The organism is Altericroceibacterium spongiae, from assembly GCF_003610805.1.
Taxonomy (GTDB): Bacteria; Pseudomonadota; Alphaproteobacteria; order Sphingomonadales; family Sphingomonadaceae; genus Altericroceibacterium; species Altericroceibacterium spongiae.
Window position 1 is genome coordinate 618,791 of sequence record NZ_RAPF01000001.1, and the last position, 22,836, is coordinate 641,626.

Here is a 22,836-nt window from a genome sequence, read left to right on the forward strand (position 1 = left end):
GAATGGAGCCTCCGTCTTTTGGCTTGCGCGCGGGCAGCGCGCGGCCCCTCCAAGTCCGTCAGGACAGATTGCCTGACACGATCAGGAGAAGCACCATGCAGAACATCGCAGAATTCCACATCATCGGACGCATCGGCAGGATCGATGCCACCAAGGAGGTCACCCATCTTTCGGTCGCAGCCAACTATAACCGCCGTGATGGCAACGAGTGGAGGACCGATCCGCACTGGAACCGCGTCACCCTGTTCGGCAAGCTTCGTGAACGTCTAGCCAAGGCCGCGACTGGCGACCTCGTGCGGATCACCGGGCGGGTTCGCCAATCCAGTTACGAAGCCGAGGGCGAAACCCGCTACGCCGTTGACATGATCGCCGATGGCTTCGCTACCCTCGCCAAAGCGAACGGGAAGCCTTCCGACGAAGACGCCGGGGAGTAGTCCGCCTGCTGGGCGGCGGCGCAAGTCGCCGCCTCGCTTTCACTCAACTCGCTTCGAGCGAAGCGGCGATGTCGAGAATGGAGCGTGCCAGCACCATTGGATCATCTTTTGATGGCAAGAACCCGCGCCTGCGCCAGAAATCCGCTGCTTCGTCATCAACCGCATTTACGATGAGCGCCCTGCCCCCAATCAGCGTTGCGCCCTCTACGCACCGTTGCAAGGCATGCTTGAGCAGGCCGGTGCCGATGCCCTGCCCTCGCCATTCCTCGTCAGTCGCCAACTGCCCCAACAATAGACAGGGCAATGGGTCTGGGGATTGTCCCGTGCGGATTGAACGCGGCAAGCTGGCAGGAACCACGGCAGTCGGGGCCAGGCCGTAATAGCCTACCACCCGGCCTGCATCATGGACGACCATGACTGCCGTGAAGCCCTTCTTCTGGTTTGAAAGCGCTCGGGTCCGCAGCCAGGTATCGAGCGACGCCTTGCCGCACGAAAATTGGGAAAGGTCGTGCGCTTCGTTCAGCGTTTCGGGAGCTGAAATTGCCACTTTGCTGGCTTATTCGGATGCAGCGTTGGTTTCCCAAGGCGCAGGCCGCTTCAGCAGCTCGACCATTTCAGGCACCGGCTTGGCCGGACGGTCCAGCATGTCGACAAATGCGGCAAAGCCATCGGGCGACATGCGAATGACCGTGTTTTCCATGATAACTTCTTCTGCCGTGCGCACCGCCGCATCGCGCATGAATTCCGTGCGCGAACGACCGCGCAGGCTGGCGGCGCGATCAATGATCGCGATATCTGCATCAGGAAGCCGCATCGAAAGCGGGTGATCTTTGCGCAACGTCGAGCGAGCCATGGTTATTCTCCTTGGCTCAACCCTTACCCCATTGTAGCGCATTTTGCAATACAAATCTAAATGGGGGCGCGCTTCCCTAGAGCGGACGAACCATGTGAACGGCTACCGTTCCTTGGTCATGGAATGTCTCCTTCTCGAAGCGATATCCCAACCGTTCATAAAGAGCGATATTCTCGCACATCAATTTGTTGGTGTAGAGCCGAGTGCCCTTGAGATCAGCTTCGTGAGCGAGCCTCTCGGCGTGGCGCATCAGGCGGACGCCATGGCCTCGCCCCTGATACGCTGGATGAACAGCGACATTTACCACCATAAGCTCGTCATCCTGAGCCACCGTTTCGAGAAGCCCGATCAAGACGCCATCGCAACTTAGGCAATCAAACCGGTGTTCACTGAATGCGGCCTGATAATCCGCAGTCATAGGGCGCGGCTTGCGCGGTGTGACACCAACCCACTTTGCGTACGCTCTCAGCGTCAAATCACGAATATCGTCGATCTGATCGCTGGTCGCCTGCCGAATTTCCAACGCCATTTTCATGCGCGCAAAATACTCGGATCACCGGAAGTTGCCAGTTCCGTTCACAGTCAGGTCTCTCTTGGTAATCTGCATGCTCACCGTTCACGCTGCTATTTGGAGCCAACCTTGGTCGCGCGAGCCGCGATTTCCCGCTCAAGCATCTCCGCCCAAGCAATCATCACCCGTTTTCGCGGTTCAAACAGCTCGGACTTGTTATAGACGCGCATAATCTTGGAGGTCGTGGCGGTGGCGACGTGGTTCAGGATGCGGTCCACCACGGCAATGTCTGCACCAAGAACTTCGCACGCCAAGGTGCTGAAAGTGGTCCGCAGATCATGGATAGTCCAGTGCTCCATTTCCTCCGCTTCGCACCCGGCCTCAGCAGCGGCCTTTTCGCGACGCTCGCGGATGATCTTGTCGAGCCGACGCTTGGCCTTTGCATATCCGGATACCGAGGTGTCTCCCGTCATACTGAACACAAAAGGGCTGTCCTTTGGGCGATCAGATGCCGCAAGCCCCTCGTTGATTAGCGCAACGGCCAAGGGTGATAGTGGAACACGCAAGGAATTGCCGCGCTTGGTTCGGCTGGCGGGCAGCGTCCAGACCGCCTCATCCGGATTTCCGCCCGGTGCCAGTTCCAGCTCCGCAACCGACATGGCTGCGACTTCCTCGCGGCGCATGGGCACCACGATCAGCAACCGGAACAGCGGCCCGAAAGGATAGCCCAGTGCGCCCATTGCATCCCATATCTCCAGCAACTCATCGAGCGTGTGAAAGCGATCGCGGGTGCGCTCTTTGGAAGGCTTCCTTACCGTCGCAGCAGGATTCTCCTCCAGAACTTCCTGATCGACGCACCAGTTCATGAACGCCTTGACGTAAGCCAGGTAGCGGTTGGCGGCCATTGGGGACGTTTCGGCATGTTTTCGAACGGCATCAACAATGTCGCTGCGAGCAATCGACGCGATGTCTTTCGAAGCGAACTTCCGCAAAAGGCCGCACTTGCCGTCAATTCCACGTCGGCACTGCGCACCACTCCGTAGCTGCGACAGCTTTACCCGTTCATAGTCGTCGAGCACATCGCTCAACCTGCGTTGTGTCCGCGCCGCCCGTTCGGCTTCACGTTGCGCCTCGCGCTTCTCTTCATTGGGATCGGCACCCTCGATCACTTCGATATGCTTTGCGCGAGCAGCATCTCTTGCGTCGGACAGACCCATGGCGGGCCATGAACCAAGTTTGATCCGGGTGCGCTTGCCGTTGTGCAGACGGGCACACAGAAGCCAGGTCGTAGAGCGTTCACCTGCGCGAATTCGCAACCCGGCCACCCGATTGTCGGCCAGTTCGAATTGCTTGCCCTTGACCGACCGGGCTTGTGAGATCAGACCTTCAATTGCCTGCCTGTTGAGTGGTTTCACCATATTCCGCGCTGGAGCCTTTTCGCTATAGGCTCCATATAGGCTCCACCTTGCGGAAGGACAACGGCAGTCACTGCCGATATGGATCGAACATTCTTGAACAGGACGCTTTGACAATAAACATCGTAATAGCAGATGGTTATTGAGGATATCTTGGGACGTTTCTGGACCGATTTGGACGACCTTGGACACGCCCAAAAAGGCCCCCTGAAAATTCTCTTAATCAGCGGGTCCTAGGTTCGAGCCCTAGTGCGTCCACCACTTTTCTTTCCTTCGTAATCAAGAACTTACATTGAGTGCGGCGACAAGCTTGTGCTGCGAACGGCTATCGCTGTGACCATTTTTGTGACCTGAGCTTTCCAGTTTTTCCGGGCAATTGGACTTTTTCGTGTCTATGACCCGGTTAATCAGGGGGTCTGTACCTGGTAAAATCAGCCAGTCAGCATAAGGCTGAAGATGTATCATGGCCCAGTCCATCAAGCTTGGCGACGACATCGAGACAATCAACCTCACCGCAGAGGAAAAGGATGTCTGGCTCGACAACTTTGTCAAAAAAACGGGTCGATCCGGCCCCGGCGAAGATGCTTTCTTTGCCCTACGGTGACAGCTTACGAGGATGCGAGAATCGCGTCTTCTCGCATCCTTCAAAGTTTGAACTGATTGATGAAACGCTTACCAAAAGGCTTCACCATTGCCGTGATGCATGTCGGTATCGAGAATCAAGATCTCTCCATCGCGCGCGTCTGTACGCGCGTCGGGGAGGCGAACATTATTGTTTTCGAAGACAAGATTCGTGCCCAATATGCGCGCAGTGCCCCGTTCATCCGGTCTGCGGTCCACAAAGCAGATCTGGGGCATGGTCTTCGACAGCGCCAGTCATAGCCCAAAGCAACCACCCTAGCCTTTAAGCCTGGCCGACAAGCTTTTTCTTGCCAATGCGCTAGTTGCGAATTAGTCGCAATTTAGCCGGCGCGCGGATTCGGAAGGCGTCGCTCTTCATAATGGGGATCGGCCGAAGGACCGTGCCCCGCAGGGCAGGACGGGAATGGAATGCATGGTCTCTCGCCTTATCGCGAGCTTTCAGGAGCATTATGAACAGTTGTTGCGCTTCCTCACGCGCCGCACGGGTGATGTCGATCGCGCCGCCGATGTCGCACAGGAAACCTATTTCAAGCTGGCGGCCATCGAGGTTGAGGATCAGCCCATCGAAAACCGGCAGGCCTATATTTACCGCGTGGCGGGCAATCTCGCCATCGACATGATGCGGCGCGAGGGACGCGAGACGAAGTGGATCGCTGGCGGTGAACCTGACGAGACCGTCACCGATCCCAGCCCGTCGCCTGAACGCATCGCCATCAGCCGCGACCGGTTGCGCTGTTTCGACGAAGCGCTCAACACCTTGCCGCCCAAGGCGAGGCTTGCGCTGCTGATGTTCCGCGTCGACGGCCTATCCCATGCCGAAATCGCCGAGCGGCTGAATGTGTCGAAAAGCATGGTTGCGAAATATCTCGCCCAGGCGTTGCGCCATTGCCGCGACCGCTTGTGGGAACTCGATCAGAAATAATATCGCTTTTACTTGCAAACCGGCACGCCTAAATTCGTCCTTGTCTTTGAAAGGAAAAAACTATCGCGAGGCGAGCCCTGACATTGCGGATGCGCTGCTTGCTTGACCCGACCGGAGGAAGCTGACCGATGGACGATAGCCCCCCTCGCACCGACAAGCTGGCGCCGCGAAACGCCGCCCTGAGCGACGAGGCTATTGCGTGGATCGTTCATCTCGGCTCCGGCGACGCCGACGACCGCGACCGCGCCGATTTCGACGACTGGTGCCGGCGCTCGCCCGCCCATGCCGCTGCCGCTGCCGAAGCTGCATCGATGCTCGACCGGGTCGGCGCCACGCAGGCGGCTGAGACACATCGCGAACTGGGCCAGGCGTTTCGTGCGCCGGAAGCACGGCACCTGTCTCGCATCCCGCGCCGCGCCGTGCTGACCGGCGGTGCCGCCGCCGCTGTCGCCGCGGGTGTGGTGGGCAGCAGCGTCTTCGGCCCCGCCTCGGGATGGATCGCCGACCATGCCACCGGCGTCGGGGAGCGCAGGAAAATCGCGCTCAACGACGGCTCCACTGTCTGGCTGAACACCGCATCGGCGCTGTCGGTCGACTTTTCGGCCCGCGAGCGGCGGCTGACGCTGCATGACGGCGAGGCCTTATTCGATGTTGCCAGCGATGAGACACGGCCCTTCACCGTGCTGTCGGGCGAAGGCCGCGCGCGCGCGATGGGCACCGTCTATTCGGTCCGGCGGCGCGGCGCGGTGAGTGATGTCGTGGTCAAGGAAGGCGTGGTCGATGTGCATAACGGACGCGACGGGGGCCACGACTGGGCGCGCGTGACCGCCGGGCACCATATCGCCTATGGCCGTGACATATTGAGCGCGGCGCAGCCCATCGATGCAGACTCCGCCACGGGATGGGTGCGCGGAAAGCTGATCTTCAACCGCCGCCGTCTCGCCGAGGTCGCGCAGGAGATCGAGCGATACCAACACGGCAAGGTGATGGTGCTGGGCGACCGGCTTCGCCAGTTGCAGGTCACGGGCGTCTTCGAACTGGCCGACATGGATGCGTTGCTGCGCGCCATTTCGGCAACAACCCATGCACGGATCACCACGCTCCCGCTGCTCACGATCATCCACTGACCACCCCTGCGTCGAAAAAATTCGCATCGCCACTGCAAACCGGCGCCCCTTTCAGCGTCAAGGCTATTGAGAGGTGTTCGCAAAAGCGAATGCCGGCAATCCATATAAGGGGGTAATCACGTCAATGTTTTCTCGTTCGCTCGCACCGTGGCTGCGCAAAAATCATCTGCACGGCATGTTGCTGTCCTCGGCCATGATTGCGGTCAGCGCTATGCCCGTTGCAGCGCAGGCCCAGAGGCCAGTCGAGGCCGAGGCGGCGAAGACGCACTTCTCCGTTCCCGCGCAGGAACTGGACTCGGCGCTGACCAGCATTGCCGATCGGGGCGGCATCCGGATTTTCTTCGCCTCGGCCGAGCTGGACGGCGCGCGCTCGGCCCCAGTGTCCGGCACGATGTCTGTCGAGCAGGCGCTGTCGACCGCGCTGACCGGCACCGGTTTCACATGGCGTTATCGCGAGCCGGGCACGGTGGTGATCGAAAAGGCGCCGGAGACCGCCGACGGAGCGATCCAGCTCGGTCCCGTGCGCGTGCAGGGCGCCGGCAGCGGCGGCGGCGACTATCGCATGCTGGCCGGTGACGGGTCCGCCGAGAGCGGCTATCGCGTCGAAAATGCCGAGGTCGGCGCGCTCGGCTCGCGATCGATCCAGGACACGCCGTTCAGCATCGACGTCTATTCGCAGGAGCTGATCGAGAACCTGCAGATCAGTTCGGTCGCCGACCTCGCCAAGGTCGACGCCTCGATCAATCCGTCGCGCTCGAGTATCTACGGCGAGAACAACCTGTTCGCGATCCGCGGGCTCCAGCCCGACTCCTATTCGGGCATACGGATCGACGGGCTTGCCATCCGCAGCCGCGCGTTCGACCTGCCCTTCGAGCATTTCGAGTCGGTGTCGGTGCTGAAGGGCGCGGGGGGCTTCCTCTACGGTTTCGGCAGCCCCGGCGGCACGGTGAACTACCAGACCAAGCGCGCCGGCAAAGAGCCGGTGCGCAGCGTCACGGCGGGCTTCACCAACGATAGCCTGTGGCGCGTTCACGGCGACCTCGGCGCGCGCATCGGCGCAAACGATGCCTTCGGATACCGCGTCAATATCGTGCATGAGGAAGGCGACACACCGGTCGACGGCGTGGAATCGGAGCGCACCTCCGGCTCGCTGGCGCTCGACTGGCGCGTGACGCCCGAACTGACCGTATCGTTCGACGGACTGAAGACACAGCATGTCCGCACCGGCCTGCACTGGAGCATCATCCCCAACCAGTCGGGCGCCTATAACGGCTATACACTGGGCGAGCCGCCCGAGCCGATCGACGGGTCGACACGGCTGGCGCCCGGCTGGACGCGCTACGGATCGCGCACCGATAGCTATTCGGGCGCGGCCGAATGGGAATTCACCCCTGGATGGACAATCAGCGCGCGCCACCGCTGGACCGACAATGTCAGGCAATTTTTCGCGCCGAGCATCTTCGCCAATGCCGACGGCGACTATGGAGCTGGCATCTGGCGCTACAACAACAAGTTTGAATCGAAGCAGACCGAGGCCATGCTGCGCGGCGGCTTTGCGACCGGTGCGATCACTCACAATCTGACGCTGGGCGGATCGCTGGTCCGCACGAGCGATGCCAACACGCCCTCGACATCGGTGGTGCTGGGGACGGGCAACCTGTCGGACCCGACACTGTTCGATCAGCCGGCAGGCTTCGACTTCCTCGACTTCGACACGGCGACGTCCGAATATAACCGCACCCGGCGGCAGGAGGTTTTCCTGTCCGACACGGTCGGCATCGGCGAAAGCGTCGACCTGATCCTCGGCGTGCGCCACGGGGAGATCAAGGACTATACAAGCGATTATGCGGAGACGGCGACCACGCCCAGCTTCGCTGCCATCTGGCGCCCCGTTTCTTGGCTTTCGGCCTACGCCACCTATGTCGAATCGCTGGAGAGGGGCTCCGTCGCCGGGGCGACCTATGTCAATGCGGGAGAGGTTTTCTCGCCGACGCGCAGCGAACAGTACGAGTTCGGCGTTAAGGCCGTGCGCGGCGACTGGACCGCCGAACTGGCACTGTTCCGGCTCGACCGGGCTCTCACCTATGTCACCTCGGCCAACGAATTCACGCAGGACGGCCGCGCGCGTTATCAGGGCGTCGAGCTTTCCGGCGCGAAACGGTTCGGCGAACGGCTGCTCGTGCTGGGCGGCGTCACCTATCTCGATGCCGTCAACCGCAAGACGACCGACCCGACGCTGGAGCACGAGGCCATTCGCGGCATCGCCGAATGGCAGGGCAATCTGCGCGCCGAATATGAACTCGCCGCGCTGCCCCTGACGATGACAGGCGGCATGCAATATATCGGCGAGCGGCCGGTCGATTTCGGCGGCCAGTGGGATTTCGACGACGTCGCGATCTTTGACCTCGGCGCGCGTTACGAGACCGGGGCCGAGGACGTGCCGCTGACGCTGCGCCTCACCGTCGACAATCTTTTCGACGCCAAATATTGGAACAGCCAGGCGAACGGATATTCCACCGAACCGGGCGAGCCGCGCACTTTCCGCTTCAGCATCGAAGCCGACTTTTGAGATGGGGCCCGAACCGGGCCGCAGGGACCATAGCATGTAAGCGAGAAGGGGGACGGCCCGCAGGGCTGTCCCCCGATGCCGGGAAAGAGGCCATGAAGGAAAGCTTCCGCCAGTCCATAGCTTGGCTGCACAACTGGGCCGGACTGCTTGTCGGATGGGTGCTGTTCTTCGTCTTCTTCAACGGCACCTTCGGCTATGTAAACCATGAGGTCGACCGATGGATAATGCTAGAACGGCCCCCGACCTCGCAGGCGGTTCCCGCTGACTGGGCGCTTTTTGTCGCCGAAGCCTATATAATCAGGCAGGTACCGGTGCCCGACGATTTCGCGCCCGCAGCTCCGATGCTACCGCTCGTCTCGCTCATAGAACGCGCCGAAGCGCTGTCGGTCGGGCAATCCTTCAATCGGCTATCGGTCGATAATAGGCCGCGCCTGGGCAGAGCTGTGTTGCCTTACTGCCGCGGCCTACGACTTGCTTCCCTGCTCAACGCGCTGGCTATCGCCCCTCCGTAGTCTCGCGCATGATTGGTCTTCCGCATTTCAGACCAGACCGTGCGCCGCACTGCTGTCGGCAGAAAACTGCATGGCGGCAATGTCACGAAGCGTTTGTTCGAGAGCATCGCGCGAGCGAATGCCGCCGAGACACAGGCGGACGCCGGATGGTGCCACGGCATCGACAATCGGTCCGTCGGGCGGCGTCAGCGCGATAGAGGCTCGCAAGGCCCGCGCGCTCAGCCGTTCGGCGTCCAGCATCGGCATCGGCATCCAGACATGCAGGCTGCGCCCTGCCCCCGGCATCGCCATGGCATTGCCGAGAATCGACGCTGCCATCCGGGTTCTCGTTTCGCTTTCCGCGATCACATCGTCGGCGATCCTGTCCGCTGTTCCGTCCTGTTCCCACTGGCTGAAGACCAGGCCACTTAGTGAAGGCGGGCTGTAACCAAAAGCACGAACGCCCAACAGAAGCCGGTCGCGAACCTCCTCGTCATCGGGCGGCAACAGGAAGCCGAGCCGCAAACCGGGCGCAACCGCCTTGGAAACACCAGCGACCATCAACGTCCGTTCCGGCGCAAGATCGGCAAAACAATGCGGCGTCCCGGCATCGGCGAAGACGCGATAGGCATCGTCTTCTACGATCATCAAGTCGTTGGCGCGGGTGACTTCAATGATTTCAGCCCGGCGCGCGGCATCGAGGGTTATCGTGGTCGGATTCTGCAAGGTCGGGATGGCGACAAGCACTTTGGCGCCGGTCTCGTGGGCACAGCGGGCGAGTGCTTCGGGATCGATCCCGCGCTCATCCATGAAAACCCCCCGCAGGCGGTAGCCCGCATGATCGGCCAGTGTCCGGATGCCGGGATAGGTCGCGGCTTCGCACAGGATGGTGTCGCCGGGCCTCGCCAGCGCCGCGAAGGCGAGTGCAAGGCCATGCTGCCCGCCATTGCACTGAATGACCCGATCCGTCGTCGCGCGCGTCACGCTATGACGGCGCTTCAACCAGGATGCCCCGGCCTCGCGGATGGAAGGCAAGCCTTCGGGCGGTGCATAGTTAACCGCAGCCGCGAGATCGGCGCGCTGGCGCACGCGGATCAGGCCCTCCCCAATCCAGCGCTCGGCGGGATCGAGCGGCGGTATATTGTGGGCCATGTCTAACGGACCGCTATCCTGCATCGAAGAGTGCGGTTTCGCACGGTCGGCGATGAACGTTCCGCGGCCGACATGGCTGGAAATGAACCCGCGCCGCTCCGCCTCGACATAGGCCCGGCTTACGGTACCGACGCTGAGCGACAGGCGGTACGCAAGCTCACGCTGCGGGGGTAGCCGATCGCCGGGCGTAAGACGGCCTTCAAGTACATCGTTTTCCAGAGCGGAGACAATACGCTCGTACACCGGCGCGCTCCCCTTTGAAATATCCGGTTCCCAATCTTTCATGGTCGTTCCCACATGATATTGAACCGGTTCAATATCATGTTTGACTCATAGTTCAATAACGATCAATCAGCATCGCAGGAGAACATTATGGATACTAGCCTGCTTGTCCCGCTTGCGCTGTACAGTTTTGTCTGTACGGCGACGCCCGGCCCCAACAACATTATGCTCGCCTCGTCGGGGCTGGTTTTCGGATTCCGGCGGACCATTCCGCATATTTTCGGAATCAACTTCGGCTGTGCCGTCATGCTGGTGCTTAGCGGACTGGGCCTGGGGACGCTATTCGAAGCATGGCCGGTTCTGCGCTGGGCCGTGCGCATTTTTGGCGCCGCCTATCTTGGCTGGCTGGCGGTGAAGCTGTGGCAATCGGAAGGCGTTGAACGCCGCGAGGGCGCGCATCCGCTGACTTTCTGGCAGGCTGCGGCCTTTCAATTCGTTAATCCCAAGGCCTGGGCCATCACCATGCCCGCCATTGCCAGTTTCACTGTGCCCGATCGCCCACTCGGCTTTCAAATTGGCGTTCTCGTCGCGGCATTTGCGCTAATTGGCCTGCCCTCTATTTCAACCTGGGCGGCAATGGGAGCAAGTGCACGCGAATTGCTAGAAAGCCGCAAAGGGATGATAATATTCGTGCGCGTGATGGCGCTTCTGACCGCGCTCACCGCCTTGCTGTTTCTGATTTGAAGGAAAACGGGATGAACGGGACGCAGATACATTCCGGAGCGAATGGGAGGCTGCTGAAGCCTTATGCTCATCTGTTTGCTTGTTGATCGCCCTAATTGTATTGTTTCAATTATGAATGCATTCTTACCTCCTTTTGTTCATCTTGGCGTGCTGAACCTGCACGCGCAGAAGTGTGATGATCTTTATACGGCGCATATCGCATTGGCGGGCCATGTCTGGCATTATGCAGACGCGAACAGGTATCGGGTCGACGAGACATGACTGTACAGCTCGCCAACTCCTTGGTTGAATGCACTATCCCAAACACTGCCCTGCTCCTGCCGCCGGGCAAGCTGGTCGATCCTGCTAATCCCGACTGGTGCACGCTTGCGTGGAGCTGGGACAATCTGCCACACGACATGTGGATGGCCGACGGTGGCACCTATCGTCGCAGACGCTACGCTGCCTTTCATGTTTCAGGCGATCAATGCAAATGCCTGTCGCATCGGCCACATTTTCAGGAACGCGATCACAATCCGCTCAATGGTGGTGTCGAAAGATGGTTTGCCCCGATGGCCGAAGTTCAAACCGAATTGCCGCTGTTTCAGAAGCTGATATTCGATACCGCATCCCTCATTGCATGCATGAGTGAGCGGAGTCCGCAAGCATGGATGGTTGAAGCACATCAATTCCGCATCGAGGCGTTGATGGGGCAGGCCGGTCTGCCCACGCCAGAGGGCATGCATCATGACGGTCGCGAATGGGTGTTGATCCTGCTCATCGGCGGCAGCAATTACGCAGGTGGCGAGAGTCACGTCGAAAGTGTTTCCGGCGCTAGTCTTATTGAACACAGGCTTAGCCATCCCGGTGAAGCTCTGCTGCTAAATGACCGGAATGTCCGTCATGGTACGTCGCCTATCGAGGCCGTGATCCCGTATACCCCGGCTTGGCGGGATACGCTGGTCCTCACCTTTGCGCAGGCACAGAGAAATTGAGGAAACGGGAATGGATAGCTTCTTCGTCGTAACCGGCGGTCCCGGGCCGGAAAAAGCACTCTGCTCGCTGCACTGGCCAAACAAGGCTTGCCGCACATGCCTGAAGCCGGACGGGTCGTGATCCGTGAGCAGAGTGCCGTGGACGGCTCTGCTATGCCATGGAATAATCGCAATGTTTTTGCGGATAAGATGCTGGAGCAAGACCTGCGTTCCTATGAGGAAGCGCAGGCACAGGGCGGCATCGTATTCTTCGACCGAGGCATTCCCGATATCATCGGCTACCGCATCTTGTGCGGGCTGGACACCCCCCGGCAATCTGGCGCAGGCATCCAGGGAGTGCCCTTACAATCGGCATGTCTTCATCGCGCCGCCCTGGCAGGAGATTTACGCCAATGATGCCGAACGCAGGCAGGACTGGGCCGAAGCGGTGGCGACCCATGACGTAATGGTGCGTGTCTATGGGGAACTGGGATACACTCTGGTTTCCTGGCCTCGGGTGGCTCCGGACGATCGTGCGGCGTTTGTGCTGCGCTGGATCGGGAAGGAAGGGCAAGCCTGAGGATTGAACATTTTCGAGAACCCGCTCTTTCAAGCAAAAGAGTGGAAGATCGCCCAGCACGTTAGAGCATGGTCAGTGGTCATGAGAATGCATGATAAGCATTCCGGCAGATAGTTCATCATTCATTTCCTGGCATGCAGGCCGCATATCGTGAGGCAGTGCCTCCTGTCTCATGCCTCACAGACTTCAGGATCCGGGTGGTGCCAGATCCACACCGCTCGGAAACGCATAAAGAGTGCCACAGCTATGGACAATATCCAGTCGGCCGGACATGAACCCAGACTATCGCATATCAAAACGATATACCAATGCAGGCTAGGATCTTCGCCTGGCACGGCACTGCGCCAGGTTCTGAGCCCCGGACCTAAGGCTAGAATGATTGAGCAACCACGCCTCTAGCCTTGGTGACGACCTTGCGAAGCATGGCAGCACCAGCAACATAAAACCGGTAGCAGGCAGCAGCGGAACGAAAATGCCTGCGAAGCCCATCTCCACTAGCAATAGGCCCAGGGTCAGCCATCCCATCCGCGCAAACCGCCTACGCCGGAACAGGTTATCTGGAGAGCTGTCAGTCAATGTGCGCATTGACGTGAGCCTGAGCCAGTGGAGAATGCAGCGTCGGAGCCACCGCTATGACAAGACAGGCAGTGATTGCAACGCCGGTAATGGCAGCGATGATTGGTGACAGGTGGCGAAGGCGGTGAGGAAGACAATGCGCTTGCCACAGCCATCATTTTTTAGCGCTGATAACCAATCAGCTTAAAACCTAATCTTCCGGTGCGATATTGACTGTCATGCCATCAAGTTCCTCACGCAATTCGATTTGACATCCCAGCCGTGAAAATTCAGTCCTGCTTTCGGAACTGTCCAGCAAATCATCTTCATCTTCGCTCATTGACGGGAGCATCGATGAAAAGCCGGCATCGACATGAACATGGCAGGTGGCGCAGGAACAGCACCCGCCACACAAGGCAAGCATTTCATCGATGCCAGCATCTCTGATCGTTTCCATCACACTCTTGCCGGGTTCGAGAGGCAAGCTTATGCGTTCACCCTCACGGGTTATGACAAATATTTCAGCCATTGTTCCGTTTATCTTCCTGAAACAGATTCAAAAAACTAAGAGAAATTTCTGAATTCGGAACAAGCCCTATTCAGGAAAATCGATGACAACCTGATTGATCGTTCCCGGATAGATGAATGGCGCTTCATAAGATGGACTCAATGTTGTTCCGTAATCGCGTCCGATCGTGGCACCGCCTTCGCTGACAAAAAGGAAGCCTGGTGTGCGCGGTACCCTGCCTTGAGCTACGCTTTTCCCATCGATGCGCATATCTATGTCGGCCCCTTTGCCTTTACCGCCACCGTCATAATCGAAGACAATGGTGATTTTATGCCGACCGGCGGAAAGAGGAGCAGAGGCAGTTACAGTGGTTTTGTCACGATCCTCGATGGAGGCATTGTAACGGAATACCGGCACCCCGTTCTCGATTACCAGACCCCAGCCGCAAAGCCTGCTGCCTTGTGCAATGATGGCTCCATCGCCCTCACCTTCCGGCACCACTATATCCGCCGTTACAGTCCATGAGCGATTCATGATGGTCGGGAAGCCATAGCGCGAATAACGGTGCGGGCTGTTACGAAAAACGAAATGACGCTGGCCGTTACTGATAAAAGGCCGCTCCACACGCTTTTCATTCGGCGACACACCGATGTCATACTGCTTTGCCGTTGCGGCATATTCGGATTTCAGCTCTTCAAGCTTTTCCGGGAAACGTTTTGACAAGTCTTTTGACTGACTGAAGTCTTTCGAGAGATCGTAAAGCTCCCATTCAACAGGTGTACCTTCCGCAGGCGGAGCTTCCTTATCCCACGGCATAACCCGCGGCTTCGTCGAAGCCAGCCAGCCCTCATCATAAAAGGCGATATTGTCACGCAGTTCGAAATATTGCTGTTTATGTCGGCTATCTGCCTGAGGCTGGCGAAAACTATAGGCAAAGCTGGTGCCGGCAAGCGGCATCTGTTTGGCACCATTCACTTCCTCGGGCACTTCCACACCGGCTGCTTCATAAATGGTGGGGGCAATATCCGTAACATGGGTGAATTGCGATCTGACCTGCCCCTCCCCTGTGATGTGACCGGGCCAGGACACGACCAGACCATTGCGTACACCGCCCAGATGAGAGGCCACAGCCTTGCCCCACTGGAAAGGCGTATTCATCGACCAGGCCCAGCCGGCAGGATAATTATTCCACGAATACCGTGTACCGAAATCGTCAAGATGCGTTAGCTGATCCTGAAGGTCGTCGGGCATCCTGTTCTTGCCCCGCGCAATTTCGTCCACAGTGCCTTGAGGAGACCCTTCAAGGCTACCGCCATTATCCCCTTCTATGAAGATGATAAGCGTGTTGTCGAACTCTCCATTTTCCTTCAACTGAGAGATGATTCTGCCAAACTGGTAGTCACTATAGGCGAGCTGTGCCGCGTAGACTTCCATCATCCGGGCATAGACCTTCTTCTGGTCCGCATTGAGCGACGACCAGGCGGGAATTTCATCGGGACGCGGCGTCAATGCAGCACTTTGCGGAATGACGCCGAGTTTTTTCTGGCGGGCGAAGCTTTGTTCACGCATCTTGTCCCATCCCTGATCGAATTGCCCGCGGAATTTGGCAATCCATTCAGGCGGGGCCTGATGGGGAGAATGGGCAGAACCCGGCGCATAATACATCAGGAACGGCGTATCTGACCGGATCCCATGCTGCATATTGAGCCAGTCGATCGCACGATCGGCCATATCCTTATCGAGAATATAATCCGGATCGTCCTGCGGTGCTTCCAGGCCATTGCGATTTTCGTAAAGCGCGGGTGCGAACTGGTTCGTAGCACCGCCGATAAAGCCATAAAAATAGCCGAAACCGAGTCCGTTGGGCCAATGATCGAACGGGCCAACCGAAGTTATTTCCCACAGCGGTGTATTGTGATGCTTGCCCAGCATGGCCGTGTCATAACCATTCATGGACAAGACCTGCGCGAAAGTGGCCGCGGAATCCGGAATGACTGAATTATAACTGTCATGCGGAGACGCTTCCTCGCTGATGACGCCAAAGCCGACCGAATGGGAATTGCGTCCGGTTAGCAGTGCAGCCCGCGTTGGAGAACACATCGCCGTATTGTTGTAGTTGTTATATCGCAGCCCGTTAGCCGCAAGCGTATCGAGATTTGGGGTCGGGATGGGACCGCCAAACGCGCTGCTCGCAGCGAACCCGACATCATCGGTCATAACCACAAGAATATTAGGCGCATCGGCAGGCGGCTTCGGGCGCGACGGATAGGCAGGTGCCTGTTCCTGACTAACCGCAGGGGTGGTCAGTAATCCGTTTGCCATCAGCGCAGCCGCTACGCTCATCGGGACGCCTAAATAATTCCGGATCTTCTTACCCATCGCACCATCCTCCATCTTTATATGTCGGGGGACATGCCCCCGACTGTTTTATTGTTAAAAGCTCTTGCGAACGCTGATTTTCCATTCACGCGGCCGGGCCGGCGTGCCGGAAACAACCCCCAGCGGATATCTCAAGGCACTGATGTAGTAATATTTGTTGAAAATATTCGTGACATTGAGAGAGACCTGAAGATCTTCGTCGAAGTTTTTCCAGGTTATCCGCCCATTGGCGAGCGTGTAGCCATCAATCTTCGCCCGCGGATCGTTATCTACCTGAGGAAAGAAAGACGATTGGTAGCTGACATCGAGACGCGGCGTGAAATAACCGATGTCTTTGGTCTCGATTTCATACTGAACGCCCAGATTGGCCTTCCATTTGGGCGCGAAAGGTGCCCGGTTATCAAGCGTAATTCCTCTGATCGTGGCCCCTTCAGCTCCGATACTTTCAAACTCGAAACCAAGGTAACTGCCCGAAGCATCAATCGACAGGCCACGCAGTGGACGTAAATTAAGCTCCATCTCCGCGCCCCAAAATTTGGCGTCACCAGCGTTAATTGGCGTTGAGTTCAGAATGCTGTTTGGTGTGGGACTCTGATTGTTGAACAGAATATCGGTATATTTGTTCAGGAATACTGACCCGTTGAGACGGGCAGCACGCCCCAGTAAATCGGCTTTGAAACCGGCTTCATAAGCTTTGAGTTTTTCCGGTTCGAAAGACACAACCTGTTCGAGTACATAGGGTCGCGGGTTTACACCGCCTCCACGATAACCCGTCGAATATTGCAGATAAGTCATCACATCGGGGGACCAGCGATATTGGATATTAGCCCGATAATCGACGTTATCGCCCTTATATTCACCCGAGAGGCCATCAATTGCCCCGGCTGCCGTATAAGACGGCTTGCTGGGATCGAATGGATTACGCCGCCCGAAGAAATATTCCTTGTTATCGCGCGTGTAACGAATCCCGCCAATGACAGACAATTTATCGGTCAGATTGGCTGTTAAATGCGCGAAAACAGATTTGCTTTTAGAGGGGATCTTATCCTTCTGTGAATAGAGATTTTCGCGAGCGGTTCCCGGAAGCAATAGATTGCTGCCACCGAAACGAGCAGTTGATTTGAAGTAATAAGCACCAACTGTGTAATCGATCAGGTCATCGAGAACGGAGCCCCCCAAACGCAGCTCCTGGGTGAACTGCTCATATTCATATCTCAGCGCTACCGTGTTCAGCCCAAAGGGTGTCAGATCGATATCTGTGGCATTCGATCCGGTATAATGCTGATAGGCCGTGATCGAGGTAAGCTGCATATTATCAGTCAGATCCCAGTCGATCGTTCCCGAAACGCTCTGGGTACGCAGACGGAATTCAGGATCACGGGCTGTAGCCGGATGCTCGCCGGCACCTTCGACACCATCATAAGCCGCTGGATCGGTAAAACCTGGACTCATATATGTAGCATAGCTTGTCCGGCTTTTAGGGCCGGTGATGAAGATGGTCGGATCTATGCCTTCGGGGATATTGGCTGTCTGTGTGATGTCGAGCAGCTTTTGCGGGGTAACTTCGGAATTCTCGCTGCTGACCATGCCAATCAGGTTGATTTCCAAATTGTCGCTGGGCAGCACACGCAAAGCGAGACGACCGGCCTGGAAATCACGCCCCCCTTCCGTTCCGTTCTTGCAGCTTCCATCCGATGTGAATGATGGCACACCGCTATCCGGATAGAGACAACCATAATCGTAGCGCTGTAAATATCCGTCTACCTGTTTGGATACGCCGGAGATACGAGCCATTACCGTGTCAGGCACCAGGACGAAGTTAGCGGCTCCCTTAAGTTCGAGCCGTTTAAAACGGCCATAGCCAGCTTCTATATAACCGCTATTTTCATTATTCGGCTTGGTCGAAAAGAGTTTGACGGCGCCACCGATGGAATTTTTACCCGCGAGCGTCCCTTGCGGTCCGCGCAGCACCTCCACCCGGTCAAGATCCAGCAGATCAAAGATCGAGCCAAAAACGGTGCCATAATAGACATCGTCAATATACATGCCGACGCCGGGTTCGAACGCGAAGGAGGAGTCGGCCTGACCAACCCCGCGGACGAAGATCTGCGCAGCACCGCCATTGGCACCGCCCGCCTCACGCATCGTCACATTGGGAGCCGAAGCGGCAACGTCGAGCACAGTGGAAGCCCCTTTGGCTTCCAGCATCTCACTATTGACGGCGGTAATCGCAAGAGGTGTGTCTTGCAGATTCTGGGCCCGAAACTGGGCCGTGACCACAATTTCGGCAATTCCGTCATCACGGGTTGCAGCCCCTTCGCCCTGGCTGGCCGTATCGGTCCCTGAAGGCTCATCCTGCGCCAAAGCCGTGCCGGTCACAAAAGGGCTGATAACCATGGCAGCACCCGTGAGACAAAGCTGCTTAAACTTTCTATTCCTCATTTTTCTCTCCCATAATTTATGTTTATCTGATGTTTTACTGAAGTTTCTCACCTATCGCGGATAGCCAGATGGTTACTGCTTCAGCGCCCGGATCGACATGACCCGAAGCTCGCTCTCCTACGTAGCTTGACCTGCCGACACGTGGATTGAGATCGGCGGTGGAACGGCTTCCCTGCTGGGCCGCCGCAAGTGCCTCAGACAGCGCCTGCGCATTGCTCCAACCTTGCCGGCCAGAGTCGATCAGTGTTTGTGCAGCGGGGACCAGTGCATCCAGCATAGTACTGTCTCCCACTTTGGCTCCACCAAGTTGTGATATGGCATCACAGCCAGCCTTCATCGCGGCGGCCCAGTCTTGCAGATCAGGAACATCCGCAGCCTCTGCCAGCCTGGTTGAGACTGCCAGCGTAAATGCTGCATAAAGCGGACCTGAAGTTCCGCCGATACTCCGACGTAGAATGCGTGAAATATCTCTCATCGCTACACCCGGATGAGATCGGTCTATCTGGTCGAGCCCCTCAAGCACCGCCCTCGCACCACGTGCCAGACTGATACCGAGATCCCCGTCACCGACTTCGCGATCCAAAGTGGTGAGATGCTCTTTTGCTTCGATCAGTGCCGATGCAGTCACCTTTATAATCTGCAAAAGCTGCTCTTGCTGAGAGGCAGAAAGCTTCGCCGATATCGAAACCTCGTTATCGGTTTCGAGTTGTGGTTCTTCTACCAGTATGGGGCCGGAACCGGGTGAACTGGCACCTGGCCATGCCGGTGCTGAAGTTTCAGCATCGATGAAACCAACCAGATCATCATCGAGACGAGCAAGCGAAATGGATATACCGGCCATTTCAAGCGCGGTGAGAAGCGTTCCACTTGCCACTCTTTCCACATGAAGATCATGTTTTCGCGCTGCCTTGATCGCACTTCCCACCATGATGGCAATTTCCATGGGAGGAGTGCCGCCGAGACCGTTTACCAGCAAGATGACCCGATCGCCGCTTTGCAAATTTTTCTCGGCAACGATCGTATCCACCAATCGTGCGGCTATGGCATCAGCCTCGCTGATTTCTTCGCGAGCGACACCCTGTTCGCCATGAATGCCCAGACCATATTCGACTTCACTGCCGGCAAGTGTAAAACTCGCCTCTCCCGCAGAGGGGCTGATACAGGGTGACAATGCCACACCCATCGAGCCGATATCGGTAACAAAGCTCTTCAACATGGCCGCAATATCGGTCAGCCCCATACCTTCGGCAGCAGCCGCACCCGCAATCTTGTGAGCGAATACGGTCCCGGCAATTCCTCGCGCGCCAACGCGGCTCCCCCCTGTGCCAAGAGCAACGTCGTCCTCCACCAGAACCATCTCGACACTCAAACCTTCGCTACGTGCAATTGCCGCAGCGAGACCGAAATTGAGACGATCTCCGGTATAGTTTTTAACGATCAGGAGACAGCCTGCAGGCCCGGTCGTTAAACGAATGGCCGCCAGAACTGCATCGACGCTGGGTGAGGTGAAAACTGGCCCGACAACCGCGGCGGTCAGCATGCCCTCACCGATATAGCCGGCATGAGCTGGTTCATGCCCTGCCCCGCCGCCGGAAATCAGCGCGACATGCCTCTTTTCACGTAAAGCTTCATAGTCGGCACGAATAACGACGTTATATGCAGGTATCATGCATAGTCTGTCATCTGCGCTGACAAGGCCGTCGAGCATGTCGGACACCACAGTATCCGGCTGATTGATGAGCTTTTTCATGCGTAATTGTTCCGCTTCTGAATCCTCTGCGAAATAGACAGAGAGACAAAACTGAAGAGAGCTGCGCAGGAAGCGACGAGTGCCAGCGACTTGCCCACCGCATCAGCATCCTGGAAAAGATAATCCGTGCTCAGCGCGATTAATGTTGAGCCGAGCATCATCCCGATCAGAGTTACGGAAAAGAGATAGCAAGCCGTGACCTGACCGCGGAACTGATTGGGTGTAATTGCATAAAGAGCGACGGGAGCGAGCCCAGTCGGTAAGCCGAGAACGAAACACGACCATCCCAGAGCAATAAGCGCATAGGTGGAGCTGGAAGCAAAACCGAATGCAGCGAGCGAAGGGATCATTAGCAGTGCCGAACCACGCATAACCAGCAGCACGCCCCCCTTTCCTATCCGCTTTACGAGCCAGTCGGACAATGCACCGCCAACCCAGATCCCGGCCGAACCGCAAACCATGAGCAAGGTGCCGTAAACCGCTCCGATTTCTCCGGCAGTCCAGTCAAAAACACGGATGAAAAACGTCGGCGCCCATCCCGCCAGAGCGAAATTGATCAGGCCATTCGCACCGAATGCCAGGATCATTGTGACCAGTGCCGGTGCCTTGCGCCGAAAAAATGCCAGCGTTTCACTGAGGCCGAGTCCCTCATCGCTCATCTCGCGGCGTACAGGCTCCCGGATTGTCATGATTAAAGCGGCGACCAGCAGGCCCGGCGCGCCAACTGCGAAAAAGGCCAGTTGCCAGGTTTCCATCGTACCAAGGATCGGCAATTCTTCGCCGGCCCATTGCTCCATGGCGTCAATCGCTGCACCGCCAGCTATCAGAGCAAGGCCGGATCCTGCGAAGACTCCCATGGAAAATACGCTGATTGCCCTGCCCCGTTTTTCAGGCGGGAAGTAATCCGCGATCATCGAAAAAGCTGCGGGTGAAAGTGTCGCCTCGCCAACCCCTACGAACATACGGGCTACGAACAAGCCGGCAAAGCTGCTCGCCAGGCCGCAAGCCATGGTAGCGAGACACCAAAGCACCATACCGAAAATGATAATGTTGCGGCGATTATGGCGATCGACAGCGCGCCCGATGGCAATCCCGAACAAAGTATAGAAGATCGCGAAGGCAAGACCGTGCAGCAGACTGATCTGCGTATCGTTAATATTGAGGCTCTGCTCGATCGGCACCACGAGCAGGCTCAGCACCTGCCGGTCTATCAGCGAAATCGTATAGGCCAGGAGTAGCAGGATGACGACGAACCACGACCGTGCCGCGCCATATTTCCAGCCAGTCTCTCCTCCGGCCTTCGATGGAGAAAAGGATGGCGCGGTCATGCCGGTTCTGCCCGCAGGGGCAAAGAGGAAAAGCCCCGCAACCAATTATTGATATGATAGGTCGGCTCGCCATCCAGCGTGATTGATTTCGCATGCCGCGCGAGGGCAGCCAGGGCGAGTTCAGCCTCGACCCGCGCAACCATCTGACCGATGCAGGCATGAATGCCGACTCCGAAAGCGACGTGGCCGCTCGTATCACGCGTCAAATCGAATTCATGAGGCCGGTCGAATTTGCGGGGATCGCGATTGGCGGCCGCTACCAACAGCAGCACTTTACTGTCAGCGGGAATTGTAACTCCGCCCACCTCGACATCGCACACGGTCGTTCGCCCGATATAAGGACTGGGAGACCGATAACGCAGACTTTCCTCGAAAGCCGCTTTGGCAAGATCGGGATCTTCCCTCAGCATGGCCCATTGCTCGGGCCGCTCAGCGAGTGCTTCAAGAGCGAAGCCCATACCGTTCATTGTTGTGTCCATGCTGGCCGAAAAGAATGTTCGCACCAGCGTGGCCGCGTCCTCGTCCGGCATTCCGGCGGCTGCGCATTTTTCGTAAATACGCGCGCCAAGCCCGTCATCAGACAGATACTTGCGCTGACACAACTCCATCACCGTTTCGATGATCGGATCGGCCTTTTCTTTCGACCGTTTCCAGATGTCGTTTTTGGGGCCCATCGAATTGAAATTGAGTTCGGAATAGACCAGCATCAGATCGCGTGCTTCCGCAGGCAATCCAAGCATGGTGGGGACGACGAGCAGCGGAAACGCCTCCGCCAGATCTTGCACACCGTCGAAATGTCCCCTGGCGACGATATCTGCAGCCATGCGGTCAGCGTCTTCAGCAAATCTGCGACGGATTTCCTTGAGTGTGGTGCCTGTCAGAATCGCGGCCATGATTTTACGATAGCGCCCATGATCGGGCGGATCGTTTTCAAGGATCAGGCTCGGACGCCGCCAGTTTTCCGATTTTCCGATATGGGTAAGGCCCGTACCAAACGCTGAGGAATATCGCCGCCAGTCGGTAAAGATCGCTTTGACATACTCATGCCTCGCCACTGCATAGAGATCGTATTTGGGCAAATAGATGACGGAATCGGCCGCCAGCGCTGCTTCATCGAATTCGCCGGGATTATGAAGTGTCGATTCCGCAAAGGGATCCACGCCCAAAGCGATGGGCATGCGACGTGCAGTGCCGCTCATTCCGATTCTCTCCCAATCTTATTCGTTTATGCCCAAACAATCAGTTTGGCTCTAAACTCA

Annotated in this window: 24 protein-coding genes; 11 read left to right on the forward strand and 13 right to left on the reverse strand. The window is 57.5% G+C overall.

All coding sequences use genetic code 11. The features are described from left to right. The first annotated feature begins 95 nt into the window (after nt 1-95). Complete coding sequence (locus D6851_RS02960) at nt 96-434, forward strand: single-stranded DNA-binding protein (protein WP_120323347.1); 339 nt, start codon at nt 96-98, stop codon at nt 432-434. 43 nt (nt 435-477) lie between these two features. On the opposite strand, the gene D6851_RS02965 is transcribed toward D6851_RS02960, so the two are convergent. The 5 genes from D6851_RS02965 to D6851_RS17525 form a co-directional block, all read right to left on the reverse strand. After that, on the reverse strand, nt 478-981 hold the full coding sequence (locus D6851_RS02965; protein WP_120323348.1) for a GNAT family N-acetyltransferase: 504 nt from the start codon (nt 979-981) through the stop codon (nt 478-480). Between the two features lie 9 nt (nt 982-990). Then, on the reverse strand, nt 991-1,287 hold the full coding sequence (locus D6851_RS02970) for a type II toxin-antitoxin system TacA family antitoxin (RefSeq protein WP_120323349.1): 297 nt from the start codon (nt 1,285-1,287) through the stop codon (nt 991-993). Between the two features lie 76 nt (nt 1,288-1,363). After that, nucleotides 1,364-1,816: a GNAT family N-acetyltransferase gene (locus D6851_RS02975; protein ID WP_120323511.1), complete on the reverse strand. Its 453-nt coding sequence runs from the start codon at nt 1,814-1,816 to the stop codon at nt 1,364-1,366. Between the two features lie 95 nt (nt 1,817-1,911). Continuing rightward, nucleotides 1,912-3,405 carry a tyrosine-type recombinase/integrase gene (locus tag D6851_RS02980; protein ID WP_238473909.1) on the reverse strand — a complete coding sequence of 498 codons (1,494 nt, stop codon included), beginning with the start codon at nt 3,403-3,405 and terminating at the stop codon, nt 1,912-1,914. A gap of 87 nt (nt 3,406-3,492) precedes the next feature. Next, complete coding sequence (locus D6851_RS17525) at nt 3,493-3,678, reverse strand: hypothetical protein (protein WP_147395416.1); 186 nt, start codon at nt 3,676-3,678, stop codon at nt 3,493-3,495. Between D6851_RS17525 and D6851_RS17680 the strand changes: the two genes are divergently transcribed. The 6 genes from D6851_RS17680 to D6851_RS03005 all read left to right on the forward strand — a co-directional run bounded on the left by D6851_RS17680 (nt 3,677) and on the right by D6851_RS03005 (nt 8,985). Continuing rightward, complete coding sequence (locus D6851_RS17680; RefSeq protein ID WP_183029953.1) at nt 3,677-3,817, forward strand: hypothetical protein; 141 nt, start codon at nt 3,677-3,679, stop codon at nt 3,815-3,817. The two genes, D6851_RS17525 and D6851_RS17680, sit on opposite strands and share 2 nt — an antisense overlap. A 59-nt stretch (nt 3,818-3,876) precedes the next feature. After that, nucleotides 3,877-4,095: a hypothetical protein gene (locus tag D6851_RS17530; RefSeq protein ID WP_147395417.1), complete on the forward strand. Its 219-nt coding sequence runs from the start codon at nt 3,877-3,879 to the stop codon at nt 4,093-4,095. Nucleotides 4,096-4,267: 172 nt separating this feature from the next. Continuing rightward, nucleotides 4,268-4,777, forward strand: a complete 510-nt coding sequence (locus D6851_RS02990; RefSeq protein WP_210210314.1) for an RNA polymerase sigma factor — start codon at nt 4,268-4,270, stop codon at nt 4,775-4,777. Nucleotides 4,778-4,905: 128 nt separating this feature from the next. Beyond that, the gene (locus D6851_RS02995) at nt 4,906-5,904 is read left to right on the forward strand and encodes a FecR family protein (RefSeq protein WP_120323353.1); all 999 of its coding nucleotides are present in this window, start codon (nt 4,906-4,908) and stop codon (nt 5,902-5,904) included. Nucleotides 5,905-6,028: 124 nt separating this feature from the next. Continuing rightward, entirely contained in the window at nt 6,029-8,473 is a 2,445-nt protein-coding gene (locus tag D6851_RS03000; RefSeq protein WP_120323354.1) for a TonB-dependent siderophore receptor, read from the forward strand. A 92-nt stretch (nt 8,474-8,565) separates the two neighbouring features. Beyond that, complete coding sequence (locus tag D6851_RS03005; RefSeq protein ID WP_120323355.1) at nt 8,566-8,985, forward strand: PepSY domain-containing protein; 420 nt, start codon at nt 8,566-8,568, stop codon at nt 8,983-8,985. 27 nt (nt 8,986-9,012) lie between these two features. On the opposite strand, the gene D6851_RS03010 is transcribed toward D6851_RS03005, so the two are convergent. After that, nucleotides 9,013-10,401, reverse strand: a complete 1,389-nt coding sequence (locus D6851_RS03010; protein WP_120323356.1) for an aminotransferase-like domain-containing protein — start codon at nt 10,399-10,401, stop codon at nt 9,013-9,015. A gap of 87 nt (nt 10,402-10,488) precedes the next feature. On the opposite strand from D6851_RS03010, the gene D6851_RS03015 reads away from it, so the two are divergent. The 4 genes from D6851_RS03015 (at nt 10,489) to D6851_RS18260 (ending at nt 12,615) form a co-directional block, all read left to right on the forward strand. Further along, a complete protein-coding gene (locus tag D6851_RS03015; RefSeq protein WP_120323357.1) occupies nt 10,489-11,082 on the forward strand; it encodes a LysE family translocator in 594 nt (197 codons plus the stop codon). A 257-nt stretch (nt 11,083-11,339) separates the two neighbouring features. Next, nucleotides 11,340-12,056, forward strand: coding sequence for a 2OG-Fe dioxygenase family protein (locus D6851_RS03025; protein ID WP_120323359.1), 717 nt, complete (start codon nt 11,340-11,342; stop codon nt 12,054-12,056). A gap of 96 nt (nt 12,057-12,152) precedes the next feature. Further along, nucleotides 12,153-12,452 (forward strand): AAA family ATPase, encoded by a 300-nt coding sequence (locus D6851_RS18255; RefSeq protein ID WP_338014724.1) that lies wholly within the window; start codon nt 12,153-12,155, stop codon nt 12,450-12,452. Further along, nucleotides 12,373-12,615: an AAA family ATPase gene (locus tag D6851_RS18260; protein WP_338014727.1), complete on the forward strand. Its 243-nt coding sequence runs from the start codon at nt 12,373-12,375 to the stop codon at nt 12,613-12,615. Before D6851_RS18255 ends, D6851_RS18260 begins: the two co-directional genes overlap by 80 nt. A gap of 315 nt (nt 12,616-12,930) precedes the next feature. Here the strand turns inward: D6851_RS18260 and D6851_RS18265 are convergent, their stop codons facing one another. From D6851_RS18265 to D6851_RS03065, 7 genes are all read right to left on the reverse strand, one after another. Beyond that, nucleotides 12,931-13,200 (reverse strand): YbaN family protein, encoded by a 270-nt coding sequence (locus tag D6851_RS18265; protein ID WP_338014725.1) that lies wholly within the window; start codon nt 13,198-13,200, stop codon nt 12,931-12,933. Nucleotides 13,201-13,381: 181 nt separating this feature from the next. Continuing rightward, nucleotides 13,382-13,699, reverse strand: coding sequence for a 2Fe-2S iron-sulfur cluster-binding protein (locus D6851_RS03040; RefSeq protein WP_120323360.1), 318 nt, complete (start codon nt 13,697-13,699; stop codon nt 13,382-13,384). Nucleotides 13,700-13,765: 66 nt separating this feature from the next. Next, the gene (locus tag D6851_RS03045) at nt 13,766-16,021 is read right to left on the reverse strand and encodes an arylsulfatase (RefSeq protein WP_183029954.1); all 2,256 of its coding nucleotides are present in this window, start codon (nt 16,019-16,021) and stop codon (nt 13,766-13,768) included. Between the two features lie 90 nt (nt 16,022-16,111). Continuing rightward, complete coding sequence (locus tag D6851_RS03050; RefSeq protein WP_183029955.1) at nt 16,112-18,454, reverse strand: TonB-dependent receptor; 2,343 nt, start codon at nt 18,452-18,454, stop codon at nt 16,112-16,114. 79 nt (nt 18,455-18,533) lie between these two features. Continuing rightward, a complete protein-coding gene (gene dhaL, locus D6851_RS03055; protein WP_120323363.1) occupies nt 18,534-20,249 on the reverse strand; it encodes a dihydroxyacetone kinase subunit DhaL in 1,716 nt (571 codons plus the stop codon). After that, nucleotides 20,246-21,577: a spinster family MFS transporter gene (locus D6851_RS03060; protein ID WP_120323364.1), complete on the reverse strand. Its 1,332-nt coding sequence runs from the start codon at nt 21,575-21,577 to the stop codon at nt 20,246-20,248. The genes dhaL and D6851_RS03060 overlap by 4 nt, the downstream gene beginning before the upstream one ends. Beyond that, nucleotides 21,574-22,776 (reverse strand): cytochrome P450, encoded by a 1,203-nt coding sequence (locus D6851_RS03065; protein ID WP_120323365.1) that lies wholly within the window; start codon nt 22,774-22,776, stop codon nt 21,574-21,576. The genes D6851_RS03060 and D6851_RS03065 overlap by 4 nt, the downstream gene beginning before the upstream one ends. Between the last annotated feature and the right edge of the window lie 60 nt (nt 22,777-22,836).